We start from the raw sequence: 17,520 nt of genomic DNA on the forward strand, positions 1-17,520 counted from the left end.
TTTTCCAAATCCTTCAACTATACTAACAGACTACCATATTGGAGTCCTACAACCCCAACAAGCAAGCTTGTTGGTTTGGGCTCTTCCCGTTTCGCTCGCCGCTACTCAGGGAATCGAATTTTCTTTCTCTTCCTGCAGGTACTAAGATGTTTCAGTTCTCTGCGTCTACCTCTAATCAGCTATGTATTCACTGAAAAGTAATATCCTATAAAAGATATTGGGTTCCCCCATTCGGAAATCTCTGGATCATAGCTTACTTACAGCTCCCCAAAGCATATCGGTGTTAGTCCCGTCCTTCATCGGCTCCTAGTGCCAAGGCATCCACCGTGCGCCCTTATTCACTTAACCTTATCAACCTTACGGTTGGGTCTTGATCACTTCTTCTAGCGATAGAAGGTTAATCAATAAATAAGCAATTGAACTTATTAAAAAACTCATTCAACGCGGTGTTCTCGGTTTGTTTTGATTCTTTTTACTTCAATATCCAGTTTTCAATGAACGAATCTGATAGCAAAAGCTATCAATGGAGCCTAGCGGGATCGAACCGCTGACCTCCTGCGTGCAAAGCAGGCGCTCTCCCAGCTGAGCTAAGGCCCCGAACTTATTTGATTGAGAGTAGACCTCTCAAAACTGAACAAAGTAAAGACGAAATGTGTATTTCCGTAATATTCCTTAGAAAGGAGGTGATCCAGCCGCACCTTCCGATACGGCTACCTTGTTACGACTTCACCCCAATCATCTATCCCACCTTAGGCGGCTGGCTCCAAAAAGGTTACCTCACCGACTTCGGGTGTTACAAACTCTCGTGGTGTGACGGGCGGTGTGTACAAGGCCCGGGAACGTATTCACCGCGGCGTGCTGATCCGCGATTACTAGCGATTCCGGCTTCATGCAGGCGAGTTGCAGCCTGCAATCCGAACTGAGAGAAGCTTTAAGAGATTTGCATGACCTCGCGGTCTAGCGACTCGTTGTACTTCCCATTGTAGCACGTGTGTAGCCCAGGTCATAAGGGGCATGATGATTTGACGTCATCCCCACCTTCCTCCGGTTTGTCACCGGCAGTCTCGCTAGAGTGCCCAACTAAATGATGGCAACTAACAATAAGGGTTGCGCTCGTTGCGGGACTTAACCCAACATCTCACGACACGAGCTGACGACAACCATGCACCACCTGTCACTTTGTCCCCGAAGGGAAAGCTCTATCTCTAGAGTGGTCAAAGGATGTCAAGACCTGGTAAGGTTCTTCGCGTTGCTTCGAATTAAACCACATGCTCCACCGCTTGTGCGGGCCCCCGTCAATTCCTTTGAGTTTCAACCTTGCGGTCGTACTCCCCAGGCGGAGTGCTTAATGCGTTTGCTGCAGCACTGAAGGGCGGAAACCCTCCAACACTTAGCACTCATCGTTTACGGCGTGGACTACCAGGGTATCTAATCCTGTTTGCTCCCCACGCTTTCGAGCCTCAGCGTCAGTTACAGACCAGAGAGCCGCCTTCGCCACTGGTGTTCCTCCATATATCTACGCATTTCACCGCTACACATGGAATTCCACTCTCCTCTTCTGCACTCAAGTCTCCCAGTTTCCAATGACCCTCCCCGGTTGAGCCGGGGGCTTTCACATCAGACTTAAGAAACCGCCTGCGCTCGCTTTACGCCCAATAAATCCGGACAACGCTTGCCACCTACGTATTACCGCGGCTGCTGGCACGTAGTTAGCCGTGGCTTTCTGGTTAGATACCGTCAGGGGACGTTCAGTTACTAACGTCCTTGTTCTTCTCTAACAACAGAGTTTTACGATCCGAAAACCTTCTTCACTCACGCGGCGTTGCTCGGTCAGACTTTCGTCCATTGCCGAAGATTCCCTACTGCTGCCTCCCGTAGGAGTCTGGGCCGTGTCTCAGTCCCAGTGTGGCCGATCACCCTCTCAGGTCGGCTATGCATCGTGGCCTTGGTGAGCCGTTACCTCACCAACTAGCTAATGCACCGCGGGTCCATCCATCAGCGACACCCGAAAGCGCCTTTCACTCTTATGCCATGCGGCATAAACTGTTATGCGGTATTAGCACCTGTTTCCAAGTGTTATCCCCCTCTGATGGGTAGGTTACCCACGTGTTACTCACCCGTCCGCCACTCCTCTTTCCAATTGAGCGCAAGCACTCGGGAGGAAAGAGGCGTTCGACTTGCATGTATTAGGCACGCCGCCAGCGTTCGTCCTGAGCCAGGATCAAACTCTCATAATAAAAGTTAGAACAATCTTGCGATTGTTAAGCTCAATTTGTTTGCTAGCATATTGCTTGCTTGTTAAAAATGTTTGTTGTCTTGAATTGAATCAAGACGCCCTACACATTTGGTTCGTCTATTCTTTGTTCAGTTTTCAAAGGTCTACGTTACCTCGCAGCAACTTTTATATCATAACAAACTTTCGTTTGAATGTCAAGAACTTTTTTGAAAAAGTTTTTTAAGTTGTTTTGCTCGGTTGTCGTTGTCTGTTGTGACAACTTCTATATCTTATCATTATCTCAGTTGTTTGTCAACAACTTTTTAAAACTTTTTTGTTATTTTATAACAAGTTTTTTTGATCAAATGATTGATTTAAAAGCAATCTCTTTGACGACTTTGTTATTCTAACATGTTATTTATCTTTTCGTCAAGAAAAATTTTTAACTTTTTAAAACTTTTTTCTTAACGAACTGTTTGTCAGAACAGATATTAATATACCAAGGATTTTTCTAAAACGCAACTATTATTTTGCAGAAAAATAACATTTTTTTCAATTTCGAACGATGAATATTTTCTGCAAAGAAAACATTCGTTTCTTTATCTTATAATCCCTTTTCTCTTACTGAAATGTTCGTTAATCATTCGTAAAAAAAGCAACGTACTTTATTGTACGTTGCTCTCTTCTTTTATTCCAGCGATTGGAATAAAAATTCTAAAGATCGTTCCTTGATGCAATACGCTTTCTGCATCAATACGTCCTTTATAGTTTTCGACTAATTGTTTTGCAATCGATAGTCCTAAGCCATTACCGCCTTTATTTCTTGCACGGGCTTTATCTACTCGATAGAATCGATCAAATATTTTCTCCAAGTCTTCTTCAGTGATTCCTTCACCAAAATCTTGCACAGCTATTTCAAATTCATTCATCGTTCGAGAAATGGAAATATGCACTTCTTTTCGATCTGTTGAATATTTAATAGCATTATCTAATAGAATAATTAGCAATTGTTCAAAGTGATTACGATAGATTTTCAGTTCAACTTCGGTTGGTAAATCGTCATCTAATGTGATATGAAACTCAGGATAAACCAATTGGAAGTTATTAAATACTTGGTAGACTACTTGTTTAGCATCTGTTCGTTCATTTGCATATTGGGTGTCCACTTGTTCAGCGCGTGAAAGGTCAAGCATTTCTTGGACCAAACTCTTCATACGACTAATTTCTTGTAAACTGGCCTTTAATGATTCATCTAAAATTTCAGGATCGTCTTTCCCCCAACGATTTAAAAGGTTTAAATGGCCTTCCATAATCGCAACGGGCGTTCTTAATTCATGGGAAACATCTTCAACAAACTGCTCTTGTTGTTCGATATAGCGTCTCATACGATCTAACATTTCATTAAAGATTTCCGAGATATCTGCTAACTCATCTCTCGTATTAATCTCCGGCATGTGGACATCTGATTGCGGGTCTTTGCGGATTGTATCCATCGTGTCTCTCAATACTTTTAATGGTTTTAAGAAATAAGAAGAGAGGATAAAGCCTAAGACACTACTTACAATCAGAGAAATCACTTCTAAAACTACAAGTGTTAATAATAAATGATTACGAATTTCATAAAAAGAAGAAAGTTCATAAAACGCTTGAATATAGCCAATCTTTTCTCGTGTTTCTTTTGAAAAAATAGGTTCCACGGAATAAAAACCGGTTTTATCAAAAACGGTTCGAACAACAGGTAATTGTCGATCCAATTGTAATAACTTATCATATTCATTTTGTGTTTTAAAAACTAGCTTTTGGTTTGTGTCATACACAGATAAATAAAGTTCTGGTTGTCCTAGTTCAGATATGAAACTGTCCATTTCCATAAACGAACCTTCTACTGCTGTATGCTTATTATAGTAGTTTTCATCTCTTTCACTCGGCGTTTTTAAATAGTCAAAAACGTCTGTTACCGTTAAATTTTCATTGGCATTAGCTAATCGATTTGTTACTTCTGCAATCGTTGCTTCGACATTTTCCTTTTCTTTGGCAACAATAAGACTGACAGAAGACTTATAGGTAATCACCGCAAAAATGGTAAAAACTACAAATATAAAGAAAGAACTTGCGAAAGCCCACTTTATAGTTAAAGATGGGCCTTCCAGTTCTTTTTTAATCGTTCTTTTCATTAATTAGTTCTCACGAACGCATAACGTAGCCAGTTCCACGGACAGTTTGGATGTAGCTTTCTTCTCCAGGTACGTCAATTTTATTTCGTAAGTAGCGGATATACACATCCACAACGTTTGTTTCTACTTCTGTTTCATAGCCCCAAACTTTATTTAGTAACACATCACGTGCCAAGACAACGTTCACGTTTTCCATTAGCGTTAATAGTAATTCGTATTCGCGTTTTGTTAATTCAATCATTTCAGAATTACGACGAACGACACGATTTTCTTTTTCAATTGTTAAGTCACGATATGTAATCGTTGTTTGTTTTGCAACGTTTTTATCGCCCTCAATATCAATACGACGAAGTAACGCACGTAAACGAGCTAACAATTCTTCAATTGCAAATGGTTTAACAATATAATCATCCGCTCCATGGTCTAAGCCAGAAACACGGTCAATTACTGAATCACGCGCAGTCATCATAATAATTGGTGTATTTTTCACTTGGCGAACACGGCGACATACTTCTAATCCATTTAATTCTGGTAACATCAAATCAAGAAGGATAGCATCCCATTCGTTGTTAAGAGCGGCTTCCAATCCTGTACGACCATTGTAGTGTACTTCTGTCGTATACCCCTCATGTTTTAATTCAAGCTCAACGAATCTCGCTAAGTTCTTTTCATCTTCAATAATTAAAATGTTGCTCATTTGATTAATTGTCCTTTCTCTTTAAAAGCTATACTCAAGCTCAACCTTTTTATTCCTTACTACTTATTAGAGAATTACTACTCAATCTATCTGGTTCTTTTTTAAGCCACAGTAAAACCATGAGCATGGTGAGCCACACTCATGGTCTCCAGCGTGTTTATTCTTCGTTGTACCAGCTGTAATGGTAGATTCCTTCTTTGTCTGTGCGTTCGTACGTATGAGCACCGAAGTAATCACGTTGTGCTTGAATTAAATTCGCTGGTAAGCGATCTGAACGATAAGAATCGTAATAAGCAATTGCAGATGAGAATGTTGGTACAGGAACACCTGCTTGAACAGCAATCGCAACAACTTCACGAACGGCTTGTTGATATTTTTTCGTAATTTCTACGAAGTATTCATCTAACAACAAGTTTTCAAGTGCTGGATTTTTTTCATATGCATCGGTAATTTTTTGTAAGAATTGTGCACGGATAATACAACCTGCTCGCCAGATTTTTGCAATTTCACCAAATGGTAAATCCCATCCGTATTCTTCAGAAGCTGCACGGAGTTGTGCAAAACCTTGCGCATAACTCATTAATTTACTAAAGTATAATGCTTCGCGAATTTTTTCAATCAATTCTTTTTTATCGCCTGCAAAGTTAAAGGCTGCAGGTTTTGATAAAATGCCACTTGCTTTTACGCGTTCTTCTTTGTAAGCCGAAATAAAACGTGCAAATACTGATTCTGTAATTAATGGTAATGGTACGCCAAGATCTAACGCACTTTGGCTTGTCCATTTACCTGTTCCTTTGTTGCCTGCTGCATCAAGAATAACATCAACGATTGGTTGGTCGGTTCCTTCATCATCTTTACGTGTCAAAATGTCAGCCGTGATCTCGATAAGGTAACTGTCTAATTCGCCTTCGTTCCATTCTTTGAAAATCTCTGCCATTTCATCAACAGATAAGCCTAAGATTTGTTTCATTAAATCGTAGGATTCAGCAATTAATTGCATGTCCCCATATTCAATCCCATTATGAACCATTTTTACATAATGTCCAGCACCATTTGGGCCAATGTAAGTCACACATGGTTCACCGTCTTCTGCTTTAGCTGAAATTTTTTCAAGAATTGGCGCAACTAACTCATACGCTTCTTTTTGTCCGCCAGGCATGATAGATGGTCCTTTCAAGGCTCCTTCTTCTCCGCCAGAAACGCCAGTACCAATAAAGTTAATTCCTGAGTTTGCTAGTTCTTCATTACGTCGCATTGTGTCTTTGAAGAACGTATTACCGCCATCAATTAAGATGTCGCCTTTATCAAGGTGTGGTAACAATTCTTGGATTGTCGCATCTGTTGCAGGTCCAGCTTTAACCATCAACATAATTCGACGAGGTTTTTCAATTGCATTCACAAATTCCTCAATTGAGTATGTTGCTTGAAAGTTTTTGTCAGGATGTTCTTCAACCACTTCTGTTGTTTTTGATCCTGTACGGTTATACAGCGCAACTGTATAGCCTCTGCTTTCAATGTTTAAAGCAAGATTTTTTCCCATGACAGCCATGCCGACTACGCCAAATTGTTGTTTTGTCATTTTATGACCTCCTATATTATAATCAACGAAAATTCTATGAGCATTCTCTTATAATCCTCACTATTATAACGCACTATCTTTCATATGAAAACAATATAGTGCCAATAAATTTCCAATTTCTTCATATTTTCTTAAAAAAATACAAATCCCCTAGGCTCCATGGTTAGCCTAGGGGATTCAACATTTCAAAAAATGTTTTTATGCTTATGCTTCTTTAGACATTACGTCTTTTCCATCGTAGTGACCACATGCTGGACATACGTGATGGCTTTTTTTCATTTCACCACAGTTTGAGCATGCATTTAAGCCTTTGATTGTTAATTTGTAGTGTGTGCGACGTTTTGCTTTTTTCGCTTTAGAAGTTCTTCTAGCTGGTACTGCCATTGTTGTTCCACCTCCTTGTAAAGATGCGTGTATTTACATACACAATATATTCCAACCTAGCTGTTATCTTCCTCTTCAGCATTATCGCTGAGTAATTCTGATAGTTTAGCCAGACGAGGATCCACTGTTTGTTCTGCTGCTTTCTGCTTACTTTCCAAATATGCTTCTTCTGAAATCACTTCCCAGTCATTGCCACTTGGCATTTCTTGACTGTTTTGTTCTTCTTCTGTAAGCACTTGAATTGGAATGGACAATAGAATGTTGTCTTCGACAGATTCATCTAAATCAATTGTTGGCTTGTCCAATAAAATAATCTCTTCAGCTGCAAATCGTTCATCTCTTGTATCCATTTGTTCTTTTGTCATAAAGACTTCATCGACCGTGATTTGCATTGGCAAAGCTATAGGTTCTAAAGAACGGGATGAAGGAACGGTTACAGTTACCTGAATAGTGTAATGAAGTAAATATTCTGATTTATTGACTGCTAATAAGCCTTCTACTTTGATTGGACTTACATCCAACAAGGTATCATCTCGTTGAAGAAGCTCTTCTTTAAGATGCAATGTTTCTGAAAACACTAGCGGCTCTTCTTTGTATTTATTTAATTCTAACAAAGACCACTTCATAATTATCACTCCTAAGCAACAAAAGCTATTATACAGGGGTATGAAAGCTTTGTCAATGAAATTTTCTTGACAGCCCTTTCTTATTTCCTGTTTTTCTTTCGTTTTTTTTATAATTGTTTTTCTGTTGAAGATAGCTTAGCGCTTATTTAATTAAATAACAAAATTTTTGTGTGAAATAACATAGATAATTTAAAACTAAGACATAATTTTACTATTTGCGCCCAACTCTTTATTTACTGAATACGTGTTTTCTGAACATTTCGTACTACTGTCTTCCTTGTAAAAAAAGCTGAGACAAACTGACGAATCGGTTTGTCCCAGCTTTGCGTCCGAGTACATATTGCTTAAAATCAAATGATTGAATTAATTAGACTTAGATAGCTGTTGTTGCTCCGCGGTAAACAATACCACGACGAGGATCAACAGTAATCACTTCGTCATTATTAATTAATGATGTTGCATCTGCAGCACCTACGATAACTGGAATATTTTGCGCAATCGCTACAACAGCTGCATGAGAAGTTAAACCACCTTCTTCAACAACTAATGCTGATGCTTTTTCAATTGCTGGCATGTATTCTTTATCTGTTGTTTTTGTAACTAAAATAGCTCCTTCAGTCGCTTTAGCAACTGCTTCTTCAGCAGTTCCTGCCACAACGGCTTTTGCAATAATTGCTTCTTCGCCGACACCTTGACCTTGAACTAATTTAGAACCGATCATTTGAATTTTCATTAAGTTTGTTGTCCCTTTTTCGCCAACTGGAACACCAGCAGTGATAATGATTAAATCACCTTCTGAAGCATAACCTTCTTCTTGTGATACTTTTGAAGCTAAATTAAACATTTCATCTGTGCTTGATGGTTTGTCAGCAACTGTTGCGTAAACACCCCATGATAATGATAAGCTACGTGCTTTTTGTTCTGAGAACGTAATTGCAACGATATGTGCTTTTGGACGGTATTTAGAGATCATACGTGCTGTGTGGCCTGATTCTGTTGCCGCAACGATTGTTTGGATACCCAAGTTACGTGCTGTATGGCCAACAGATTGTCCGATTGCTTCAGTCATATCTGTTTTGCTATATAATTTCAATGCGAATGAATCTTGGTTAACTAATGTTTCTTCTGTACGAACTGCAATACGAGCCATTGTTTGAACAGCTTCTAATGGGTAATCCCCTGCTGCAGTTTCGCCTGATAACATTACTGCATCTGTTCCATCGTAGATTGCGTTTGCTACGTCATTTGCTTCCGCACGTGTTGGACGTGGGTTACGTTGCATTGAATCTAACATTTGTGTTGCAGTGATAACTGGTTTACCTAAAGCATTACATTTTTTAATTAAAGCTTTTTGGACAACTGGAACATCTTCTGTTGGAATTTCAACACCCATGTCACCACGAGCAACCATTAAACCATCAGAAACTTTTAAGATTTCATCGATATTATCGATACCTTCTTGGTTTTCGATTTTAGGAATGATTTGGATGTGTGTTGCGTTTTCTTCTTCTAAAATTTTAGTGATTTCTAAAACGTCAGAAGCACGACGAACGAAGCTAGCTGCGATAAAGTCAATTCCTTGACCAATTCCGAAACGGATATCGTTAGCATCTTTTTCAGTGATCCCTGGTAAGTTTACAGAAACGCCTGGTACGTTAACGCCTTTTTTGTTTTTCAAGACGCCTTCGTTTTTAACAACTGTTACGATTTCGTTTGCATCACGGTCGATATCAGTTACTTCTAAATCGATTAAACCATCATCTAAAAGAATGTGTGAACCTACGTTTACATCATTGATTAATTCTGGATAAGTGATTGAGAATTTTTCATTTGTTCCTAAAACTTCTGTCATAGAAATACGTACTGAGTCACCAATTTTCATTGTGATTGCGCCATTTTCCATGTCATTTGTGCGGATTTCAGGACCTTTTGTATCTAGTAAGATCGCTACGCGTTTCCCTGTAATTTTTACAGCTTCACGAATGTTTTTAATACGAGCACCATGCTCTTCGTAGTCACCATGTGAAAAGTTCAAACGGCAAACATTCATACCTGCATTAATTAAGTTTACTAGCATATCAACGGATTCACTAGCTGGTCCAATCGTACATACGATTTTCGTTTTTTTCATTACTAAAACGCTCCTATTCCAAATTTGTTTATACAAAGCTAATAAGATTAGCTAATATACAAGATTAAAAAGAAATTTCATGATTTAACTCATAAAGAGATAAATCTGGTTTGTGTTTATTGTTTTCTAACGTGTCAATAATATCAGCTGCAACTACTTGGTTATCTAACATACCGATACATAAACCGCCTTTGCCTTCTTTTAGAAGTTCAACAGCATATGACCCAAATTTACTTGCTAATACACGGTCACGAGCACTTGGCGAGCCCCCACGAACCACGTGTCCTAAAATTGATACACGCGTATGGAAATCACCGTATTCAGAAAGTTTATCAGCAAATTCATTTCCGCCCATTACGCCTTCTGCTAAAATGATTAAGCAATGTTTTTTCCCGCGGTCGCGGCCTTCTTGAATACGTTTGGCAACGTTTTTCATATCAAAATCATGTTCAGGAATAATGATTTCATCTGCTCCGCCAGCCACGCCTGACCACAATGCAATATCACCAGCGTTACGTCCCATTACTTCGATAACGAATGTACGAACATGAGAAGTCGCTGTATCACGAATTCGGTCAATTGATTCCAAAACAGTGTTAATCGCTGTATCAAAACCGATTGTGAAATCTGTTCCAGGAATATCATTATCAATCGTTCCAGGAATTCCAACAGCGGGGAAACCACGTTTTGTCAAAGCCATTGCGCCATGATAAGAACCGTCTCCACCAATAACAACTAAGCCTTCAATACCGAATTTTTTCAATTGTTCGATTCCTTTTAATTGCCCTTCTTCAGTAGCAAATTCAGGATAACGAGCAGAGTACAAGAATGTTCCACCACGTTGAATCTTATCGCCAACGTCAGCAACATCTAAACGACGGATGTCGCCTGCGACTAAACCGGCAAATCCATAGTTAATACCGTAAACTTCGATTCCATCAAAAATACTTTTGCGTACGACTGCACGAATTGCAGCGTTCATTCCAGGGGCATCTCCCCCGCTGGTTAAAATACCAATGCGTTTCATTCGCTATTTCACCTCATATAATATACTTTCAACTGCCAAAAGAAACCTTTTCGCAAAAATTGATATACAAAAATATTACGTCATTCATTTTACCATTAAAGAACCAAAATGTCTTGAGTTAAGAAGAAAAAAATGAAAAAAGTTGAAAACAACTAGTATTTTTTACCGTAAATCATTTGAAAATGACGTTTTGCTCACCTAAAACGTAAGCTAATTGTTGCTGACTAGCGCTTGTATGAGCGACCCAATTTTCTTCATTTAATACTATTTTCTTTCCTGTTTTTTCAAAATAGACAATCACTGGAATGTGTCCAGCATGACGACTGAGTACCTCTTTCATTTTCTGAAAAACGTCCGTTTGTTCGACATCTTTTGTAATTCTGATAAAACACGTTTCGTCACTAATTGATGTTTCTACTTGTTGCGCTTTTTCTATTCGTTGAACCAATATTTGCAATTCTTGATTGTACGTACTGCGTTCCACTTTTCCTTCCACATAATAAACTTGCCCTTTCTCGACACTCTGTCTTAACTGGCGAAAAACGGTTGGGAACAACGTTAGTGAAATACTTCCTGTTGTATCATCCCCATCAACAAAGGCCATTTGTTCTCCCTTTTTGGTCCGAATCGTCCGAATGTTTTTGACATAAATCAATAATTTCGTGGGCTGATTTTCAACAAGTTCATGAACAAGTTGCGTTTGCTTGGCTAAGCGTGTTTTTTTGAACTCTTCTGTCGGATGTCCTGATAAATAGACCCCTAAATATTGTTCTTCTTGTTCTAGTCGCTCTTCTAGCGGATAATCGGCAATTTCTTCTTCCTTTGGCTTCAACGTTTCTAACAAATCCATACTACCACCGCTGAGAAGAATACTTTGGATATTACTCTCTAAACCTACCGCTAATTGACGGCGATTAGGCGCAATTTCGTCAAATGCACCGATGGCAATCAATGGTTCGATATTTTCAACTTTCAACCACTTACGGTCAATTCGCAAAAGAAACTCATCGAACGTTTTGTACGGTCCATTTTCTCGGCGTTCATTTAAAATATTTTGAATGAAGTCTCGGCGGATTCCTTTTAAAGAACTAAAACCAAATAAAATTTGCTGTTGCTGATTTAGGTAAAAGCTGTAGTGACTTTGGTTAATTGACGGCTGCAAAATCGTCTGCTTGTTTTTTCTAGCTTCGCCAATATATTCTTTAATTTTTGTTGGATTATGACGAACAGAATGCAACAATGCGACATAAAAAGCACTCGGATAATGAACCTTCAAGTAAGCCATTTGAAAACCAATAAAGGAATAGGCAAATGCATGCGAGCGGTTAAAGCCATAATTAGCAAAGCGCTCAATATAATCGTACACTTGGTTAGCTGTTTCTTGGGGATAGCCTTGTTGTAACGCACCATTAACAAAATGATTCCGTTCTTCATCTAGCACATCTTTTTTCTTTTTACTAATGGCCCGACGTAAAATGTCAGCTTGCCCTAAAGAGAAGCCTGCCATTTTCGCAGCAACTTGCATAATCTGCTCTTGGTAAACAATAATTCCGTACGTATTTTCTAAAATGGGGGCGAGACTAGGCTCTGGATAACTAATTTGTTCCAAGCCTTTTTTCCGGCGGATGAAAACATCAATATTTTGCATCGGACCAGGACGATACAAGGCATTGACAGCAGCAATATCTTCAATGCTAGTTGGTCCTAATTTTCTTAATACATTCCGAATTCCAGCAGATTCAAACTGGAAAACACCACTTGTTTCCCCTTTTCTAAATAAAGCCAGCGTTGTTTCGTCATCTAATGGAATCTGATTTAAATGAATGGTTTGATTATAGACGCGTTTAATAGCTGTGAGGGTATCATCAATGATAGATAAATTTCTTAAGCCCAAGAAATCCATTTTCAGAAGACCAATTTTTTCAACATCATTCATAGTAAATTGGGTCAATAAAATTTCATTCGATCCTGGTTGTAACGGAACCAAATTCAAAAGATTTTCATCACTAATTACCACACCTGCTGCGTGCGTAGAAACATGGCGAGGCAATCCTTCTAGCTGAACAGCTGTTTTATAGAGCAATTGATTATTTGGTGAAAAATTGACCAATTCTTGCATCCGTTTTGACTCTTGGTATGCTTCTTCTAACGTAATTTTTAGCTTGTTGGGGACAGCTGCCGACCAACGATTCGCTTCACTCTGGGACAACCCGAAAACACGTGCAACGTCCCGTAAAACCATTTTCGCAGCCATCGTACCAAACGTGGCAATTTGCGCCATGTGATAATGACCATATTTTTGACTGACATAAGCTAAAACTTCCTCCCGCCGATTATCAGGAATATCTAAATCAATATCGGGCATCGTGTAGCGTTCTGGATTCAAAAAACGTTCAAAAAGCAAATCATATTTGATTGGATCTACATCTGTAATTGATAGCACATAGGACACTAAAGAGCCTGCCGCTGAACCTCGGCCAGCGCCTGTAACAATTTGATTGTTATGACAGAAGTCCATCACATCCCAAACGATTAAAAAGTAATCATCAAAGCCCATATTGTGAATGATGGTTAACTCTTTTTCTAATCGTTTTTGGTAAACTTCATTTAGATGAGGCACTCTTTCTGATAATTTTTCTAAACACAATGAGCGTAAATAAGAACCAGCCGTTTGATTATCAGGCACAGGAAAATGCGGTAATAATTTTTGATGTAAAGGAATGTCAACTCGGCAATTTTCAGCTAGCTGAATCGTATTCTGGACCACTTCTGCACCAGCTATTTGAAGCATTTGTTCCATCGTCGTCTCTGCTTCACGCAAGTAATTCAGACCTTCTATTTCCGGTGTTTGGCTTGTAATATTCAATTGATTATTTTCTTTGATGCTCTCAAGAACAGTTACGGCAAAGCCTTCTTCCCTTGTTAAATGACGTACCTCTTGCAAAGCCACGCCAGGTAATTGTTCTCTTTGGTAAAAAGAAAAGAGCGCTGGATTGCGTTGTTGATTCATTGAAAAAGAATGTTCAACAAATAACGACTGGGGATCAAAATATGAAGCAAGTTGTTGGAAAGCGTGAACCGCTTGTTGTTCATCTTCAAAAAATGTTTGGGCGACTTCTCCTTTGGCTGACAAAGTCACGGCAAATAAATCACTTAATAAGGATTGATGTTCCGCTAAGTAAAAGGGACCCTCTGTCGTCATTTTGCTGCTAGATAGTTGCATTAATTGCTGATACCCTTTTAAATTTTTAGCAAATAAAAGCAACTCGGAATGCCCTTCTTTTTCTGCTGGGGTATATTCTAATCTTAAACCGATAATTGGTTGAATTCCCGCTTCTTGGCATGCTTCATAAAATTCAACCGCCCCATGCAAGACATTGATATCGGTAATCGCTAATGTTTGATAACCTAACGCTTTCGCTTGTTTTACATAGGAACGAATCCTAACCGTACTAGATAAAAGCGAATAGGAAGTAACGGTATGTAATTGTGGAAATGACATTGGACAGCTCCTTTTTGAATCCTTGCTATTTTTTGCCTCTTCTCTTATTTTCCTATCGCGGATTCTTTACTTTTAAAGAAAATATGCTAAACTAAGAGCTAGAAAAGAGGTGCTCATATGCGTTATCTTGTTGTATTTTTCTGGACCTTCGCATTAGGCCAAGTCGTTGGATATATCGGCGGTGCATTATCTGGTGGTTCATACGACTTTAAAATGACAACGATTCTATCGTTGGCAACAGCCGTTATTATTTTATTAATTGCACACTTTGCAGTACCGAAAGAAACCAAACCTGTTAAATAAGAAAAAACCAGTTACTAAAGTTATTGTAACTGGTTTTTTTATCTTTTCAACTGTTTAGAGCTTTTTATTTAAAACTTTTCGGAAATTAAAGAAGGACAACCCAATGTTTCCTAAAACGAAACAAGCGGTTACCAGAAAAACAGAAGAATAGCCAAAACCATGGGCAACTGTTGACCCTACCATCGGCCCTAAAACTTGACCGAAATTACTACACATCTGATTGTAACTATAAACTCTACTTACGCCCTCCGTTGGCGTTATTTTACTAATTAACGTATTAATTGATGGCATTAAAGCGCCTGTTGAAAAACCTAAAAGGAATCGCAAAACGCCTAACTGAAAAGGTGTTTGCACAAACGCCATGGGAATGTAACAAATAAAAGAAAGAATTAATCCGCCTAATAAAACTTTTTGGTTCCCAATGCGGTCCCCAATTTTTCCCAAAGTTGGAGAAGAAATAATTGCTGAAACGCCGGCAATCGAAACAATCAAACCACTAACAAATAATACATTCTCTGTATCGCCACTTAAAGATCGAATATATAGCGTTAAGATTGGGCTGATACTTGTAATTCCTAATTGTAAAATTAACGTAGTCACAAACAAACCAATCAATACTGAAACATGATCCATCTTACTAAAAATTTCTTTCGTCGTTAATAAATCCTTTTTCTCAACTGGTTGAAAATCTTCTTTAACTAAAAAGATAGTCAACAACGTTGTAATGAATAAAATAACGCCGGTAATAATAAAGACATTTTCCATTCCAAACCACTGTGCCAACGCACCGCCAATCGATGGCGCAATTAACGTCCCAGCAATTGCACCTGTTGATAATGTTCCTAGAGCCCAGCCATTTTTCTCTTTTGGCGCCTGCGACGCAATCATCGCTGTTGCGTTAGGAATATAGCCGGATAAAATCCCGTTCATAAAACGCATAATCAACAGCCAGTATACATTAGGGACAAATGCTAACGCCCCCATCGTGATCGTCATTCCTGCTGCAGCCCGAATCATCATAATTTTCCGACCTTTTCGATCAGCTAAATTTCCCCAAATCGGTGCAACAATCGCAGCAGCAAACGCCGTGACAGAAATTGCCAATCCAGAAAACAACTCTACTTGACTCTTAGGCGTCCCTAATTGTTCAACATATACTGGAATAAACGGCATAACTAAGCTAATACTCGCCCCTGTAAAAAAGCAACCAATCCATGCGACTAACAAATTCTGCTTCCATTTTATTTTCATACTTTTATCCACCTTATCACCTCTTCACCTACCACTATACTCTAAAAGAGTGAATCTCTCAAAAGAAAATTCTTTTAAAAAAAGTCTGGCAGACCGGCCAAAACGACCAATCTGCCAGACTTCTTAACACTTGGGCTTAAGATAAATAGCTGAACAAATGCAACACCTTCGAAGCTAACCGCTGTTATCTCAGCCTCACTTCTGTTTACTATAAAATAGCTAAGATTACAAAGTTTAAGATAAACAACGCATCAATGACCCAAATAATTGGTGAAACTTCTTTTGCTTTTCCTTTGACTACTTTCACCACTGCATAAAAGATGAACCCAGCAGCAATCCCATAAGAGATGCTATAACATAATCCCATGAAAATTGAAGCAAAAAATGCTGGAATCGCATCTTCTAAATCCGTCCAATTGATGTCTTTGAAAGAAGCTAACATCATAATTCCCACTAAAATTAACGCTGGAGCCGTAGCTTGTGCTGGCACAATAGCAATAAGTGGTGAAAAAAGACTACTTAGGGCAAATAGAATTGCTACCACTACCGATGTCAAACCTGTTCGACCACCCGCACCGATTCCTGCTGCACTTTCTACATAAGTTGTCGTATTCGATGTACCAAAAATCGCACCGATAGATGTTGCAATAGCATCTGCAAATAGAGCTTTGTCCATTTTAGTGCTGAAGCCCTTACTATCTTCTAAAGCTAATTCATCTTCTTTAGAGAAAATCCCTGTTCGACGTCCCGTACCGATAAATGTTCCAATTGTATCAAACGTATCTGATAAACTGAAGGCAATAATGGTCATTAAAACTTGAGGAATTTTTGAAGAATCGCTAAACAATGACTGTAAGCCCTCAGCACCAAAAGCAGCGCCAAAAGTTGTACCTAATTCTTTAAATGAATTGCCCAACGAATTAGCATGCCAATCAACCGAAGCAGTGTCTACCACCCCCATTGGAATTGCGACTAACGTAGTAACCACAATGCCAATTAAAATAGCCCCACGAACATTCGTGACAACTAAAATCGTTGTTAAAACTAGCCCAATTACCGCCAAAATAATAGCTGGATTATCAAAATTTCCTAAAGCGGGCACGATACTCGAACCATTCACAACACCATTTTGAGGTTCTGCTTGTACTGTGAAACTTAGTAAGCCAGCATTTTTCAACCCTACATAAGCGACAAAAATTCCAATCCCACCACCAATAGCATGTTGCAAACTCTCTGGAATTGCTTTAATAATCATTTTGCGAATTTTTGTCACTGTAATCAAAATATTAATCAAACCACAAATAAAAACCATTGCTAATGCTTGTTGCCATGTATACCCCATCCCAAAAACGACCGTAAACGTGAAGAAAGCATTGAGTCCCATCCCCGGTGCTTGAGCGTAAGGTACATTAGCAAACAGCCCCATAATTAATGTACCAATGATTGAAGCAATAATGGTCGCTAAAAAAACAGCCTGAAAAGGCATCCCTGTTTCTGAAAGAATGGACGGATTAACAAATAAAATATAACTCATTGCAAAAAAGGTCGTAACCCCCGCCATTATTTCAGTTGATACCGTTGTCTTGTTTTCCTTTAATTTGAAAAACGTATTCATAATTGCACTTCTCTCC

The 17,520-nt window shown here is 38.9% G+C and carries 11 protein-coding genes, 1 tRNA gene and 2 rRNA genes (1 of these 14 only partly in view); 1 reads left to right on the plus strand and 13 read right to left on the minus strand.

Annotation, left to right across the window (positions count from 1 at the left end):
• From IGI97_RS09805 to dnaE, 11 genes are all read right to left on the minus strand, one after another.
• Positions 1-348: ribosomal RNA gene (locus tag IGI97_RS09805) — 23S ribosomal RNA — on the minus strand; it reaches 2,565 nt to the left of the window's first position.
• A gap of 176 nt (positions 349-524) precedes the next feature.
• Positions 525-597, minus strand: a tRNA-Ala gene (locus IGI97_RS09810).
• 79 nt (positions 598-676) lie between these two features.
• Positions 677-2,237: ribosomal RNA gene (locus IGI97_RS09815) — 16S ribosomal RNA — on the minus strand.
• The 16S and 23S rRNA genes sit together here with 1 tRNA gene alongside, the layout of an rRNA operon.
• Before the next feature lie 643 nt (positions 2,238-2,880).
• Positions 2,881-4,389, minus strand: a complete 1,509-nt coding sequence (locus tag IGI97_RS09820; protein WP_002363430.1) for a HAMP domain-containing sensor histidine kinase — start codon at positions 4,387-4,389, stop codon at positions 2,881-2,883.
• A gap of 10 nt (positions 4,390-4,399) precedes the next feature.
• Positions 4,400-5,086 carry a response regulator transcription factor gene (locus IGI97_RS09825; RefSeq protein WP_002355954.1) on the minus strand — a complete coding sequence of 229 codons (687 nt, stop codon included), beginning with the start codon at positions 5,084-5,086 and terminating at the stop codon, positions 4,400-4,402.
• Positions 5,087-5,243: 157 nt separating this feature from the next.
• Positions 5,244-6,665 carry an NADP-dependent phosphogluconate dehydrogenase gene (gndA, locus tag IGI97_RS09830; RefSeq protein ID WP_002355953.1) on the minus strand — a complete coding sequence of 474 codons (1,422 nt, stop codon included), beginning with the start codon at positions 6,663-6,665 and terminating at the stop codon, positions 5,244-5,246.
• A 204-nt stretch (positions 6,666-6,869) separates the two neighbouring features.
• Positions 6,870-7,049 carry a 50S ribosomal protein L32 gene (gene rpmF / locus IGI97_RS09835; protein ID WP_002355952.1) on the minus strand — a complete coding sequence of 60 codons (180 nt, stop codon included), beginning with the start codon at positions 7,047-7,049 and terminating at the stop codon, positions 6,870-6,872.
• 56 nt (positions 7,050-7,105) lie between these two features.
• Positions 7,106-7,675, minus strand: coding sequence for a YceD family protein (locus tag IGI97_RS09840; protein ID WP_438738543.1), 570 nt, complete (start codon positions 7,673-7,675; stop codon positions 7,106-7,108).
• Positions 7,676-8,048: 373 nt separating this feature from the next.
• A complete protein-coding gene (pyk, locus tag IGI97_RS09845) occupies positions 8,049-9,806 on the minus strand; it encodes a pyruvate kinase (protein ID WP_002355949.1) in 1,758 nt (585 codons plus the stop codon).
• A 64-nt stretch (positions 9,807-9,870) separates the two neighbouring features.
• Entirely contained in the window at positions 9,871-10,833 is a 963-nt protein-coding gene (pfkA, locus tag IGI97_RS09850) for a 6-phosphofructokinase (RefSeq protein ID WP_002355947.1), read from the minus strand.
• A 172-nt stretch (positions 10,834-11,005) separates the two neighbouring features.
• Positions 11,006-14,335 carry a DNA polymerase III subunit alpha gene (gene dnaE, locus IGI97_RS09855; RefSeq protein ID WP_438738545.1) on the minus strand — a complete coding sequence of 1,110 codons (3,330 nt, stop codon included), beginning with the start codon at positions 14,333-14,335 and terminating at the stop codon, positions 11,006-11,008.
• Positions 14,336-14,452: 117 nt separating this feature from the next.
• On the opposite strand from dnaE, the gene IGI97_RS09860 reads away from it, so the two are divergent.
• Positions 14,453-14,638 carry a YjzD family protein gene (locus tag IGI97_RS09860; RefSeq protein ID WP_002355945.1) on the plus strand — a complete coding sequence of 62 codons (186 nt, stop codon included), beginning with the start codon at positions 14,453-14,455 and terminating at the stop codon, positions 14,636-14,638.
• A 54-nt stretch (positions 14,639-14,692) separates the two neighbouring features.
• On the opposite strand, the gene IGI97_RS09865 is transcribed toward IGI97_RS09860, so the two are convergent.
• Both IGI97_RS09865 and IGI97_RS09870 read right to left on the minus strand, forming a co-directional pair.
• Positions 14,693-15,889 carry a multidrug efflux MFS transporter gene (locus IGI97_RS09865; protein ID WP_002381323.1) on the minus strand — a complete coding sequence of 399 codons (1,197 nt, stop codon included), beginning with the start codon at positions 15,887-15,889 and terminating at the stop codon, positions 14,693-14,695.
• 208 nt (positions 15,890-16,097) lie between these two features.
• A complete protein-coding gene (locus IGI97_RS09870) occupies positions 16,098-17,504 on the minus strand; it encodes an NCS2 family permease (RefSeq protein WP_002355943.1) in 1,407 nt (468 codons plus the stop codon).
• Between the last annotated feature and the right edge of the window lie 16 nt (positions 17,505-17,520).

Source organism: Enterococcus sp. DIV2419, from assembly GCF_051711865.1.
Lineage (GTDB): Bacteria > Bacillota > Bacilli > Lactobacillales > Enterococcaceae > Enterococcus > Enterococcus faecalis.